The 13,553-nt window shown below is 65.6% G+C and carries 11 protein-coding genes; 3 read left to right on the top strand and 8 right to left on the bottom strand.

The genetic code is table 11. The features are described 5' to 3' along the window. Positions 1-168: 168 nt before the first annotated feature. Positions 169-483 carry a VOC family protein gene (locus tag Q0925_RS07185; protein WP_299333392.1) on the top strand — a complete coding sequence of 105 codons (315 nt, stop codon included), beginning with the start codon at positions 169-171 and terminating at the stop codon, positions 481-483. Positions 484-647: 164 nt separating this feature from the next. Here Q0925_RS07185 and Q0925_RS07180 read toward each other — a convergent pair whose 3' ends face one another. The 5 genes from Q0925_RS07180 to Q0925_RS07160 all read right to left on the bottom strand — a co-directional run bounded on the left by Q0925_RS07180 (position 648) and on the right by Q0925_RS07160 (position 7,026). Continuing rightward, on the bottom strand, positions 648-1,343 hold the full coding sequence (locus Q0925_RS07180) for an NAD(P)H-binding protein (protein WP_299333388.1): 696 nt from the start codon (positions 1,341-1,343) through the stop codon (positions 648-650). Positions 1,344-1,984: 641 nt separating this feature from the next. Next, the gene (locus Q0925_RS07175; RefSeq protein WP_299333395.1) at positions 1,985-3,103 is read right to left on the bottom strand and encodes an ABC transporter permease; all 1,119 of its coding nucleotides are present in this window, start codon (positions 3,101-3,103) and stop codon (positions 1,985-1,987) included. Positions 3,104-3,231: 128 nt separating this feature from the next. Continuing rightward, positions 3,232-3,975, bottom strand: a complete 744-nt coding sequence (locus Q0925_RS07170) for an ABC transporter ATP-binding protein (RefSeq protein ID WP_299333386.1) — start codon at positions 3,973-3,975, stop codon at positions 3,232-3,234. Beyond that, positions 3,968-5,314 (bottom strand): CARDB domain-containing protein, encoded by a 1,347-nt coding sequence (locus tag Q0925_RS07165; protein WP_299333383.1) that lies wholly within the window; start codon positions 5,312-5,314, stop codon positions 3,968-3,970. Before Q0925_RS07165 ends, Q0925_RS07170 begins: the two co-directional genes overlap by 8 nt. A gap of 731 nt (positions 5,315-6,045) precedes the next feature. After that, positions 6,046-7,026: a hypothetical protein gene (locus tag Q0925_RS07160; protein WP_299333380.1), complete on the bottom strand. Its 981-nt coding sequence runs from the start codon at positions 7,024-7,026 to the stop codon at positions 6,046-6,048. Between the two features lie 1,030 nt (positions 7,027-8,056). Between Q0925_RS07160 and Q0925_RS07155 the strand changes: the two genes are divergently transcribed. Further along, positions 8,057-10,369: a hybrid sensor histidine kinase/response regulator gene (locus Q0925_RS07155; RefSeq protein WP_299333377.1), complete on the top strand. Its 2,313-nt coding sequence runs from the start codon at positions 8,057-8,059 to the stop codon at positions 10,367-10,369. 542 nt (positions 10,370-10,911) lie between these two features. Further along, a complete protein-coding gene (locus Q0925_RS07150; RefSeq protein WP_299333375.1) occupies positions 10,912-11,103 on the top strand; it encodes a hypothetical protein in 192 nt (63 codons plus the stop codon). A gap of 122 nt (positions 11,104-11,225) precedes the next feature. Here the strand turns inward: Q0925_RS07150 and Q0925_RS07145 are convergent, their stop codons facing one another. From Q0925_RS07145 to Q0925_RS07135, 3 genes are all read right to left on the bottom strand, one after another. Next, entirely contained in the window at positions 11,226-11,540 is a 315-nt protein-coding gene (locus Q0925_RS07145; protein ID WP_299333373.1) for an ASCH domain-containing protein, read from the bottom strand. A gap of 130 nt (positions 11,541-11,670) precedes the next feature. Beyond that, entirely contained in the window at positions 11,671-12,465 is a 795-nt protein-coding gene (locus tag Q0925_RS07140; RefSeq protein ID WP_299333370.1) for a DUF7537 family lipoprotein, read from the bottom strand. Positions 12,466-13,196: 731 nt separating this feature from the next. Then, the coding region (locus tag Q0925_RS07135) for a gamma carbonic anhydrase family protein (protein WP_299333368.1) at positions 13,197-13,553 on the bottom strand (357 nt) is incomplete at its 5' end.

Below are 13,553 nucleotides of genomic sequence, written 5' to 3'. Positions count from 1 at the left end.
TGGGTCCGTTCGATGCACAGACACCCGGTTGGCGCGTCACGACCGGACCGCGGCTACGCATCCCTCGCTCCGAGGAAACCGACGAGGGGAGAGCACTTACCACGCCTCGGGAGCAACCCGTGGGTCGTGACCGGAATCGTCTTTTTTCGAACGGCACAGCGAAGCCGGGTGGTTGAGTTTTACTGTGACCGACTCGGCCTGACGGAGTGGCTTGACCAACCCGGTGGATGTACCATTCTGCAGTTCGAGACGCTGCTCGTTGGGTTCTGTACGGCTCCGACAACGGAGACCGAGGGGATCATCACCCTCGTTGTTGAGGACCGGAACGCCGTCGACGACCGGTACGCCGCGTTGCGTGACGTTGCCGACGACCCGCCGCGACGAAACGACGACTTCGATATCTATCAGTTCTTTCTCACGGACCCGGATGGCCGCACAGTCGAAATCCAGACCTTCTGCCACGACCGTCCTGCGGACCCGTGATGTTCCCGCCCGGTGCGTGCCGTCTCCACGGTCACGGACGACACACCGGCGAGTGCTGCCGGATCGGCGCCGAAAACACCAGTGCTACCTCGGTTGAAAACGGCTAACGGCCGTCACACGTCGCACACACCGGCCAGGTTCCCCCACACACATCACGTATCATATCACCCTGGCAGCGTCCAGTCGAGGGGGACGTTACGCGCCGGAAATCGGGGCTTCGAGACGACCTCGAACGTCCAGTCGTGCGCCCCAGACGTCGTCGGGGCGGCGAGCATGAGCCGAGCCACGTCCGCCCGCGAGACAACGCCCCAAAGCTTTGCGCCGGGCCGAGCAACGGTGACCAGATCCGTTCGGCTGCCGTTCGTCAGTACCCCCGGCCGAAGAATCGTATGCCGCAGCGACGCGTCCCGGATCGCCGCTTCGGCCGTTGTCTTTGCCTCCTGTAGTGGCCCGATAAACGCGTCAAATGCCGTCGCGAGCGGGCTTGCTGGCTCCGGCCCCACGCCGATCGCCGACTCCATAACGAACGTGTCGACATCGGCGTCCGCCGCCGCCGCAACCAGCGCACGGTTCCCGGCACCGTCGACGAACGGCGGTCCGGATCGGATCGCCGTCGGGGCCGTGCCGACGGCACTGAGCACCGCGTCGACACCCTCGACGGCTGCCGACAGGTCGTCCGGGTCCAGCAGGTCGTCCACCACCACCTCGTCAGCGCCGGCGGCACGAAGATCGGCCGCGGCCTCCGGCGAACGTGTCAGCGCCCGGACGGTGACGCGGGATCGTCCGAGTCGTATCACCGCACGTCCCGTTTCGCCGGTTGCGCCTGCAACGAGGATCGTCTCGACGGACTCGGAACTCACACGTGAACTTGCGTTGTGAGAACAAAGAATGCCAGGATCGCCGCGACGTGCCGACGCGACCGTGGGACGCCGACGGGCACTGTGTCACACACGGTCCGGTCGCCGTGACGAGGCACCTGTTGTCGACTACCGTGTGCAGGTCCGTGTGGCGGCGGCTGGCAGGTTCCCCGCTCCGAGTTGACCACTCGGCGCTCGCGACGGGAACAGGAGCCAACGCGGCCGTGCTTCCGGTCCGGACACGCACCGAGACAGCGGCTGTTAACGGCCTCCTCTCTCGGGGGATAGATCGTCTCCGGTGTGGGCGTTGACCACATAGACCACGGACGAGGCCTGCCGCCGGTGTTCCGGCGTCTGTGTTCTCGGTCGGTTGCGGTCCGCTCCGTGGCCACCCACTGGAAACGCGTCTCGTTGGCCGAGAGCCTTCATTCGGTCGTATGATCGTCTGAACCCACCACGGTCGTGCAACCTCGTCGCCACCCACCCTCACCGCCGGTTGATGATGCGACCGGCACACGGGACACTGGGCCGCTGTCAACACGAGAGCGGAGTTACGTTTGGCGGATCACTTCTCCACCGGCTTAGAAAACGCGTCTATGTCTTGGCCACGGGAGCAGACAGTTGGAAACTGTGTATGACCCGGGTTAGCTCCGTAGCGCCTCCACCGGGCGCTCGTTCGCCGCCTTCCACGCAGGGTACGCTCCGCTGATGATTCCAACGCCAACGCCGAATCCAAGCGCTAACAGGAGATAGTAGCCGTTTGTCGGGTGGATAACCAGGCTCGTGTCCACCGCCGGCGTCGCGACAACGAGTCCGGCGACGAGCAACACCGTTAACACCGTCCCTGCGGCCGCGCCGACGGCGCCGATCAGACCGGCCTCCGCCAACAACACGCGCAACACGTCCCGGCGGGTCACACCCACCGCGCGCATCACGCCGATCTCCTGTCTTCGCTCGACCGTACTCATCAGCATGACGTTGAGAATCGAGACGCCCGCGACCACGAGCGAGATGGCGCCAAGCCCGAGCAGGAACGTACTCAGCAGGTCGAAGAACTCGTTGATCTCGTCAACGACCGCGGCCAGTTCAAACAGGTCAACCCGTTTTTCCCGGGCGTTCACCTCTCCGCGGATCGCGTCGGCTGCCGCTCGGGCCGTCTCGCCGGACTCCGAGATGACGAGTGCCTGCGCGTAGCCGTCAGCCGCGAACGCCGACTCCGGGAGAAAGACGGCGTCGTCTGGCGCAACCGGGCTGAACGTCTGTGTCTCGGCAAGCACGGCGACGACGCGCACCTGCGACCCCGCGATCCCGACGGTGTCGCCCGCGCCGACACCGAGGTCCTCGGCGACGCCAGCACCGACGATCGCGCCCTGTCGATGCCGATCCGGGAGCCTCCCTTCGGCGGCTTCAAACGCAAGTCCCGGCTCCTCGACGCCGTAGATGGTCGCAAAGGTCTGTGCGTTCGCACCCTCAACGATCGCGTTGTCCGAGTACAACGGAACCACGGCCGGATCACCGGCCGCCGGGTCGTCGACGGCACGCCGGATCGCCGCCACGTCGGCCGTCGAAAGCGATTCGACCCCGGCGTCGGCGTTTGGCGAAACAACGACCTGTGTGCCGATGTCACCGATGGCGTCGTCGGCACCGAGCGCGAGCACGTTCCCGAAGATTCCCAGCGCCGCGACTGCGAGCACGCCGATACAGACGCCGAGAACTGCGAGCACCGTTCGAACACGGTTCCGCCGGAGGTTCCGGCCGGCCATCCCGACTGCGGATCGCCAGCCACGGAGCCAGCCGGTGATCCCGCCGCGAAGATGGCTATCGTCGTCCTCCCGGTCCGATCCGGCATCGACGGGGCCTACACCCGGAGCCACCCCGGTTTGATCGTCGCTCATCGGTTCTCCGGCTCCGTCACAGAACCGACGGTCCGTGCGGGCGAGGACCCGTCGGCCGGGGCCATCTCATCCGGGACTCCGCCGACCAGTACCCCGTCGGTGAGTTCGACGACGCGGTCCGCGTACTCCTCGACACGCGGATCGTGTGTGACGGCGATAACGGCAACCCCCTCCTCTTTCACGCGTTCGAACTCTGCAAGAATCGACTCACCGGTCTCCGTATCGAGATTTCCGGTCGGCTCGTCGGCGAGCAGTACCGTCGGCTCGTTGATCAGCGACCGCGCGATAGCGACCCGTTGTTTCTGTCCGCCCGACAGTTCCGACGGCTCGTGGTCAAGCCTGTCGCCGAGTTCGAACCGGGAGAGCAGGTCGGCGGCGTACGCCGTCGCGTCGCCCGGGTCAAACGCGGTCGGCAGCGCGACGTTTTCAACCGCGGTCAGCGTCGGCAGGAGATGGAAGTCCTGAAACACGAACCCGATCGAATCCTTCCGGGCCTCGGTGCGCTCAGCAACCGAGAGCTCGGTCACATCGGTGCCGTTCAGTAGCCGCCGCCCATCGGTAGGGTCGTCAAGCAGCCCGAGCACGTTGAGAAGCGTCGATTTGCCGGAGCCGCTGGGTCCGACCACCGCGACGAACTCCCCCGGCTCGGCCACGAAATCAACGGCGTCGAGTGCCACCACCGGCTCGGCGCCTCCGCCGGGGTACCGCTTGGTCGCGTCGCGTAGTTCGACGCTATACATCGCGGCGACGGATCACGCTCCCGGCGATTGCGATTCCCCCACCGCCGATGAGCCCGACGATGCCGATCGTTTCGAGCGTGCCGACGGTGCTGGCTTCCGTGTCGCTACCGTCGTCGGGTTCCGGAAGCGCCACGGTTACCGTTTCGGTGTATCGGACACCGCGCTCGGTGTATGCGATCCGGATCGGAACCGCGTCCGCCACGGAGGCATTCGCCGCGGTCTGTAGGTCGAAGGCGACAAAGTCGCCCGCGGCAACGGTGCCGACGAAGTATTCCTGTCCGGCCGGGGTTGGCTCGACCCCATCGGCACCGGTGACCGAAACGATGACCCCGGTTAGCTCCCCGGTCCCCGCGTTCCCGAGATTGGCGTCGATACGCACCTCCCCGTCACCGGTCGTGCGGACGGTCGCGTCGGTGACACTCGGGCGGCCCTCTCGCGTCGGATACAACAGCGATGATGTCGCTGTCCGGTTCGCACTGGCACCCGCCGCCGCGTCGAGTTCCGATCGGAACGTCGCCGAGACGGTCACGTTCGAGCGCTCGTCGAGTGGGCCGAGGTCGATGACGACGCGCCGCTCCTCACCCGGCGCGAGATCCTCCACGACAAAGGGCCCGACCGCAACCGTCGGATCGGCCCCGTTGCTCGCGGCGTCCGCCCCACCGCCGGGGTCGGCCGACGTGCCAACGGCGGTCAGGCTCACGCGGTCTGCGGTCGCAGTCCCGGTGTTGACGACCGTCACCGCGACCGGGGAGTCGGCGGATGCGGCGGAGTCAGACTCGTCGTCGTCGCCGGCTTGGAGGCCGCCACCGCCGCCGAGAATGCCGTCGATGCCACCGACATTTATCTGTCCACCACTCTGGTCGTCGTTGTCGCGTTGCAGATCCTCGGGCGCCAACGCGCGGGTTCGAAGGTCAAGCGCCACCTCGGCCGGCTGAACGTCGACGATCACGTCCCGCGTCACGGTAACGGTCCCGCCGTCGTCCTCGTCGTCCGTCGCCTCTTGCTCTGCAACGACCTCAACGGTGAGTCGGTGTGCTCCCGGTTCGTCGAACCGAGTCCACAGAACGACGGTTGTCGTGTCGCCAGCGGAGAGCGCCCCGACTGTGGTCGCCTCGTCACGGGGGTCGCCGTCCCGTGCCGTGTCATACAGCCGGACGCTCGTTACGTTGGCAGCCGCCGGGCTCCCACCGGAGTTGGAAATGGTTACGTTCAACGACGTTCGCTCGCCGACCGCCGGTTCGCCTGAGCTCACCTCGACCTGATCGATGCCGACCCGTGCGTCCGGCACCGCTGTGGCCGCTCCGACAACGCCCAGTAGCGCCAACAGGGTCAGCGACACGGCAATAGCGTTTGTTGAAACTACGTTCACCCTCGATAATGGACTGCGAGTCACGGATCCACCGCCGTCTCGACCCGGTCTGTACTCGTCAGCGGGAAAAACGCGCTCGCCGGGCTTTGCAGGAGTCCGGCCGTCGCGCCGAGCGTGCGTGATTTTTCGCCGTGGATCATGCGCCAGTTACGGGCCGAACGGTGTTTAATACTGCGGAGAGAGGACCACGCTACGAGCTGAAACCGTGATTTAGGCTTTTTGAGTGTTCGAGGTGGATCGGTGATCGGGGAGTTGCACTCCGAGTGAAACAGTGGCGGTGTCCGTCCGGTGGCCATACGGCCGACATGGACCGAAACGTCGTCTCGGTGCTGAGCTCCGGAACCGCGGTCGGAGCGGTCACAGGGGTGAACTCAGTCGTGTGTCGCACCGAGACGGTCTCACCTCCACGGACGCTCTCGCCGGTGCTGGCCGGTAGTACGGGTGTCCGAACCGCTCCGGCGACCTTGCGGACGACTCGGTCGAGAAACGCCGACCGCCGGTGACGCCGCGCTAGGGCTCACGGCACCGTTCTGCACCACCCACCGGTCCTGACGGATGGCGGAAACACACCGGCGGATCGTCTGATTAGGAGGGGGGATAGTCCGCACGAACCCGGCCGGCCTCGGGCCAGGTGGTGCCGACTCTCCGCAACCGTCGCCGCTCGGCGGCTACCGTTCGACGACCCCGTATTTGAACGAACACTACGAACAGACCGTCGCGGGTGGGTCGGTTGTCGCCGTCCGGTGGTACTCGTCGAAGCGGGCGTATCGGAGGTTGGTCCAGTAGAGGTTCCCGTCGTACCGGACGAGCCACGACCCCGACCGGGCGGTTGCCGAGACCGCCGTCCGGTCGTGGAAGCGGTCGAGAATCGACCGGAACGCCGTGTCGCTGGTGTTTTCGGTGCGGTAGGTCCCGTTCGTGGCCTCGGCCACGACGGCTCGTGTGTCCGAATCGAGTCCGCTCAGTTCGAACGCGTACGCGTCACGGAGACACGCGGCGTACGAATCGGCACCGTCTGCGACGGGGTGTGGCTGGTATCGGTACACCGTCAGGGGTCGTGGCTCGCGCGACACGACGTCGAGTTCGATCAGCGTTCCCTCGTGCCTGATCGCGTCGTACTGGCCGTTGGCAGTCGCCGACCGGTTCAGTTCGGCGGGAGAGTACGCTCGTTCTTCCTCGATGCCCTCCGGCAGGCTCCGGTTCTCCTCGGTATCCCTCGAGAAAGACGACACGGGGGTGTGAAGTGCCGCCTTATCAACCGGCGGCAGGTCGTCGTAGTCGGCAACGGTCCACCCGTTCTCGTCGGCTTCCGCCGCGGTCACGTTCCCATCGAGCCGGTAGGTCACCTGTCGTCCGGTGGTCGTGTCGACGGTGGTGTACGAGAGGGTGTAGAACCGGTCGCCGGTGCGGTACACCGTCTCGTTGGCGCTGTGCGGTGGCTCCGGCGCGGTGACGGTCGTCGACTCGTTCCGGACGGCTCGACCGAGAACCCGCTCACCGCGGTTGCGACCCTCCGGGTCGGCCAACTCCAACTCCTCCTCGGTGATAGGCGTACTGGCGTTGTCGGCCAGTTCCGTGTCGTTCACCGCGTCCATCGAGAACGAACCGGCAGGCTGTGAACAACCGGCGAGCGCGACGAGACAGAGCGTCACACCCACGGCGATGACCAGTCGTGTCTGCATACGACTGCGATCGGGACGGCGGCTATTGAACACCTAATGCACGTCTCGCCGCCGGCAACACGCCGGCCATATCAGAGATTCTCCCGCGTTTCGACACCCTGAGAGCGGGGGCCGACGGGCTGCCGGGAGCAACGGCAAAGCATGCGCCCGGAGGGGACCGAGAGATGTGGAGAGGGGTGACCGGGACGGCAGGTCGGACGCGTCTGGCCGCCGTGATGAGCCAGTGCAGCGGCTGAAACGAGGTGAGACGAGACGGGACAGGACGGAACGAGAAAAGCAGCCGGGGGACCGGAGGAGATCCCCCAGTTGGCGTGCGATATGCCAGTCGAGTGGGGCCTCACACATCGGGGGCCAAGGGGAGTCCCCCGTTGACGTGCAACATGCACCTGTGCGGGAGCCCGATACGGCCACACATGGAGCCCATCGGCGGCTATCCCGCGGTCCCACTCGGTGGTTGTTTGGGGTGTAAGATAATGACGACGGTGCCGATACTGATGGAGGAGGAAAACACGGCGGGTATGCTCATCGGTTATCGGCGGGCGTCTCGCTGCTCGTCGGTCGGTCACGAACTCGACGAGCAGGTGGGTCGGGCCGTCGGTGGTCCACCACCGCAGACACGAGTTGCACGTTCACGACGCCGAACCCCGGGCGTATCGACGGTCGACGGTGCGGTGATATCGCCGGGGTCGGTGTCCGTCTCCGCCGTGAGGGGATGTCTGACAGGCATAATAGTGTATCGGTATATTCTCCATGAACATTAGAGCTGCGAGCGATCGGGTCCACCACGTCCGCGCTCGAACCGTTCTCGTCGTGGACGGCGACCACCGCTACCCCCACCCCGCCGGGCGGCGTGCCCTGCGACCCGTCGCGAGGATGCCCGGCGGTGTTCCTTCTGTCCCGATACGTCCGGGGCGTGAGCGGTGTCGCGAGGCTCCGCGAACGCTCAACATGCCCAGACGAACGAAGACAGGGGTGGCTCCCGGCATCTATTAACCATCACGAGGCGAATAACTGCGAGAGGTCGGAACCAATGCCCACCACCGCTCGTCCGATCCACGTTCTCCACGTCGACGACGACCCTGATCTCGCGGAGATAGCGTCGATCCATCTCGAACGCGAGGACGACCGGCTCTCGGTGCAGACCGCGACGACGCCCGACGACGCCGTCGACCGCTTGACAACGGCCGATATCGACTGTATCGTCTCGGATTACGAGATGCCCGGAACGAACGGGATCGAGTTTCTCGAAACCGTTCGTGAGGAGTATCCCGACCTTCCGTTCGTTCTCTACACCGGCAGAGGATCCGAGGAGATCGCCAGCGAGGCGATCTCCGCCGGCGTGACGGAGTATCTCCAGAAGGGGAGCGGAACGAGTCAGTACACGGTTCTGGCGAACCGGATCACGAACGCCGTGGAGAAGTACCGGTCGACCCGCGCCCTCGAAACCAGTCGGGAACGACTCTCACTGTTTTTCGAACAATCACCGCTTGGGATCGTCGAGTGGACGGAGGAGTTCGAGGTGTCCCGCACAAACGAGGCGGCCAGGCGGATCCTCGGATACGACAAGGGCGAACTCGTCGGGTCGTCTTGGGAGGCGATCGTCACCGAGTCGGACCGGGAGAACGTCGCCGATGTCGTGGAGAAACTGTTGATTGCCGAAGGGGGATTCCACAGCATCAACGGGAACGTCAGGCGCGACGGCGAACGGATCGTCTGCGAGTGGCACAACCGTGTCGTCACCGACGACGCCGGCGACGTCGTCGTCGTCTTCTCACAGTTTCAGGACATCACCGAGCGAAAAACGCGTGAGAAGGAACTGGAGTGGACGAACGCCGTTCTCTCCACGCTGTTGGACACGCTGCCGATCGGTGTCCTCGCCGAGGACGGGAGCCGTGAGATTCTGGCGGCTAACGACCGTCTGTTCGAGTTGTTCGATCGGTCGGGGTCGCCGGAGGATATCGTCGGGGCCGACTTCAAACGAGTCGTCGAGGGTATCCGCGAGCAGTTCGCCGATTCCGCGGAGTTCGTCGGCCGTGTCGACGAAATCGTGGCCAACGACAGTTCCGTCCACAGTGAGGACGTACTCCTCGAAGACGGGCGGACGTTCGTCCGAACGCATGATCCGATCGAACTCCCCGACGGGAACGGGCACCTCTGGACCTACCGCGACGTTACCGAGCAGCGAGCGTACGAAGACCGGTTGGAGGCGCTCAACGAGACGGCACAGGAGTTGATTACCGCGGACTCGCGGGAGCGTGTCGCCGAAATCGGCGTGAACGCCGCACGGGATGTGTTGGGTCTCGACGGGAACGCGATACATTTTGCCACCGAGGACCGGTCGGCACTCGTGCCGGTCGCCGGGACCGAATCGGTGTATGACCTCATCGGCGAGCCACCGGAGTTCACCGAGGGCGACAGCATCGCGTGGCGTGTCTACGAATCGGGGGAAGCACTCGCGGTGGACGACACCCACGACGACCCGGACATCTACAATCCGGAGAGTCCGCTCCGGAGCGAACTACACCTCCCGCTCAACGAGTACGGGATCCTGATCGCCGGTTCCCCGACCCCGGATGCCTTCGATCAGGAGGATCTCGTGCTCGGACAGATCCTCGCTGGGGGTATCGTCAGTGCGTTGGAACAGATCGAGCAGATAGAACAGCGGCGGGCCCGCGAACAGGAACTGACGAAACAAAACGAGCGGCTCGAGGAGTTCGCTCGTATCGTGTCTCACGACCTGCGGAACCCGTTGACCGTCGCCGAAGGTCGTCTGGCGCTGGCACGGGAGACGCGTGACTGGGACCAACTCGCCGCAGTGGAGCGATCGCACGAGCGAATGAGTGCCCTGATCGACGATTTGCTCGCGCTCGCGAGCGAGGGGAGTCACGTGGGCGATATCGCTCCCGTCGACCTCGGCAGCGTCGTCGAGGACTGTTGGGAGAACGTATCCACGGAGGATACGGTACTCCACGTCGAGAGCGACCGGGAGATCCACGCGGATCGGAGCCGCTTACAACAACTTCTAGAGAATCTGATCCGAAACAGCGTGGAGCATGGCGCCGCGGACGGCCTGTCCCGGACCGACGACGGAGGCGACCTAACGGTGTCGGTCGGCGACTTGGCGGGGGGCTTCTACGTGGAGGACGACGGGCTCGGGATCCCCGCAGACGCATGCGACGACGTGTTCGAACCGGGATACTCGACGGGTGAACACGGAACGGGATTCGGATTGAACATCGTGAAACGGATCGTCGACGCCCACGGATGGGAGATCACGGTCCGTGAGAGTGCGGACGGCGGTGCTCGCTTCGAGATCACCGGCGTCGCGTTCGCGGCCGACTGAACGGCCGAGAAGCCCTATGTGTGACACAGCCTGCGGTCACGGTCACGGGGCGGTGTGTCCACGTCGTTGCTTGGGGTCCCGGACAGAGCCACGTTGTCTCGACACGGGTCACGCACATCCCGGACGCTCTCGCCCACTAGGGTCGAGGGACCGGCCCTATCGGTGAGAGTTCGGGGCGGCTCTCCCGTGGCGTGTGTATCGACCGTGTGTGGCGTCCCCGACGGCGGACCGGTGTCCGGTCGTGCGCTCCGCTCGGATTGTGTGCGACAGTTCGATACGTGGTGTGCCGAGTGTGGTCGGTGACACCGCCGGAGCCACTCCCCCGTGACCGGTCAGGTCGGGGTCACCGGAGGTCGAACCGAGAGACCGCGTTTCAACGCGGCTATCTCTCCGCCGACAGGGGACAGACGCGATGCCCTCCACGGACGAAATGAACGATCACAGAACGTACTCGACGTTACGAGTCGGTATCTCAGGTCGGAGCGCCCCCTCAGCGCACTCATCGCGGTGATCGTGTCGTCGGTGTTTCCCGGGACCGTTTCGTGACATCGGTGCTGCCGGCGGTCGGTGTCACGGCCGTCATACTCGTCACGGTCCGGGTGGCGGTGATTCGGGCGACCGGGACGTGCCGACTCCGAACCGACGACGACGTGGAGGCCGTTGTCGAGGAGTTCACCGGCCCGACACCGCCCGTTCTCGTGCCGGTGGTCGGGCATAGACCGTCGTGTGAATGATCGAACCGGTGTGTCGGCGGTGGTGGCCGTCCCCGACTCGGTCCCTCGATACACCGGTGGTCAGGCCGGATCGGGGATCGGGGGGTCGAACCGGGCGACGGCACCGGGAGTCCGAGGGGCCATCAGCTCAGCCGCTCGAAACGGTGACAGACGATGTCGGAGTCGTCGTCCCACTCGAAGTTCTCGTGGGCGCGCTCCAGAATCTGCTTGTAGTGGTCGAGGTCACGAGCCCCCTCCGCGCGGGCGTCGACGTCTGTCATATCGCCAAGCGTCCGCTCGTCGACATCGACCACCTCGAAGGTCGTTTCGTCGATTTCGAAGGTGTCGCCTTCGTCGGCGTACTGTTGCCCGCGATGAATCTGCGTGACCGCACCGTCAAGGGCCTGCTGGCGCATTCGGTCGTTCGGCAGAAGCGTTCCGGGGTCGAGTTGTGCCATATTCGGTTCCGGGGCTGGAGGGTAAAAACGGTTTGTGGCGGTCGGACCGAACGGTCGGGGATGACGCCCGTATCCACACGTCCCGTTGTCGCGGCGTGGGGCCAGGGTGGAGCGTCCCGGCGGGCGTCGGTCAGGCGTCGCGGCGCCAGTCGGGGGACTCCACCTCGGTCGCGCCGAGTCGTGTCTGTTCGTAGTGGTACGTGACCTCGCCACCGGTGTACGTCACCGTCGTGTCGATCTCGATGATCCGGCCACGCTCGCTGACGACCACACGCCCCGTCCCCGACGTGGCGGAGCCGTAGGTGCCGGAGACGGCGTTGTCGTAGACGCCAACCACGTCGTACACGAAGGCCGTCGTCCCGTCCCGGGTGACGATATCAGTCAGTTCGAGTTCGTACAACAGGAGTTGTGACTTGAGGACGCCGTTGTCTATCGACTGTGTCACGGGCACGAACGACGTGTTCGTTCGGTTGACGACCGTCTCTTCCCGGACGCTCCACTGCGAGAACGTCCCGTCGGAGAAGTACGCTTCGCGGCGCTCTGACGAACCGTTGATGCTGGCGTGGAGGCGTTTCTCGCCCGTGTCGAGGCGCATCTCCAAACTGGTGTTGGTCGCCCGGTCCGCCTCCGCCGAACGCACCCCTGACCGGTATGTCACCGTCGTCGAGGGGCCCGAGAGCACTGCGCTGTAGTGGCCACGGAATGCGGTGGTCGTGTTCGTGACGCCGTTCTCCGACCACCCGACCGGCGACACCGCGCCGTCGGCGAGTCGGTCGGTCGACCGTGGCGTGTCCGTTGGCGTGGACGTGGATGTGGATGTCACCGTCGGTGTCGACGTGTCGTCTCCACCCGGAATGAGTCCACCGCACCCCGCGAGAACGACGACGAGTGTGACCGCCGTTACGGCCGCCCTGTGCCGAGACATACTCAATTGGTGGATCCGGTCCGCTTATTAGCGTCACGCTTCCGGAGTGGCCGTCCCGTGGTCGAACAGCGACGGATGGGCGGAGTGCGGGGACGCGGTACCGGGCCCGAGTCTCGCCACAGACGGCGTCGGCTACACCGTTGCGTTCGTGCGGGGGACGGTTTCGCGGGCCGCTTCAACGGTCATCGTCACCGAGGCGGGACGCACGTCAAGGCTTGGGTCGGGGACGGGGACAAGGACCGTTACGGGCATTGCCGTCCGCGTCACGGCCGGTCAGCGTTCCGTTTGTCGTCGCCGGCGCGGCCTAAACGCGGCCTTCGAGGTCGACGAGAGCCGTTTCGTCGTCGACATCGACCCGGACGCGGTGTCGGCGGCTCACTGACCGGGGACGCTTCGCTCGGCGACGGCCGAGCCACCGCCAGCCTAGCTCCCGTAGTTCGCGACGCTGTTCGTGGTCAAGTCCGGATCGCGTGGTGTCGGTCATGAGTGTCGTCGGGGTTCCGTCCGGCGGTCGGATCTGTCGGACACATAAATCTCGTGCTGACACCGAGTTCAACCTGTGGGTAGGTGTCACACGGCTGTCGGTCCGGTGAAATCACTCGCGGCACGATTCCTCGCGGACGCGTCGAGTCATACGGAGCCCGCGGCTCATCACGGACGGTCTCGGCGGGGCGAGACCGTATTACCGCGACCACGAGACGGTCGGGGCGACAGACCGATCGAAAGGGGCGTCACTCCTCGTCGACGATATCGGACGTCTCGGCGTAGAGGGTCCCGCGCCCGACGTACGTCTCGGCGGTGTCTCCACCCACCGCCCCGTCGATGTTTCTGGCAACCTCTGCCGGTGTCCCGACGGCGAGGGTTTCTGGCGGAATCGTCGTGTCCTCGGTGACGACGCTTCCGGCGGCAACGACCGCAGCCTCGCCGACCGTGGCCCCGTCGAGAACGACCGATCCCATGCCGATCAACCCGTCTGCCTCGACCGTCGCGGCGTGGACGACGGCGGTGTGGCCAACGGTGGCGCGGCGGCCGACGACGGTGTCCTCGTGACAGACGGCGTTGTCTTGGACGTTCGCTTTCTCGCGGAT

The organism is Haloplanus sp. (genome assembly GCF_028275055.1).
GTDB lineage: Archaea > Halobacteriota > Halobacteria > Halobacteriales > Haloferacaceae > Haloplanus.
The sequence above is the reverse complement of the archived record's forward strand: the minus strand, read 5'-3'. Positions and strand labels throughout refer to the sequence as shown.

Excerpts from the sequence above, each read along its gene's own strand:
- Q0925_RS07175 (WP_299333395.1), bottom strand. The coding sequence starts at position 3,103 with ATGGCCGGCCGGAACCTCCGGCGGAACCGTGTTCGAACGGTGCTCGCA.
- Q0925_RS07170 (WP_299333386.1), bottom strand. The coding sequence starts at position 3,975 with ATGTATAGCGTCGAACTACGCGACGCGACCAAGCGGTACCCCGGCGGA.
- Q0925_RS07160 (WP_299333380.1), bottom strand. The coding sequence starts at position 7,026 with ATGCAGACACGACTGGTCATCGCCGTGGGTGTGACGCTCTGTCTCGTC.
- Q0925_RS07155 (WP_299333377.1), top strand. The coding sequence starts at position 8,057 with ATGCCCACCACCGCTCGTCCGATCCACGTTCTCCACGTCGACGACGAC.
- Q0925_RS07145 (WP_299333373.1), bottom strand. The coding sequence starts at position 11,540 with ATGGCACAACTCGACCCCGGAACGCTTCTGCCGAACGACCGAATGCGC.
- Q0925_RS07140 (WP_299333370.1), bottom strand. The coding sequence starts at position 12,465 with ATGTCTCGGCACAGGGCGGCCGTAACGGCGGTCACACTCGTCGTCGTT.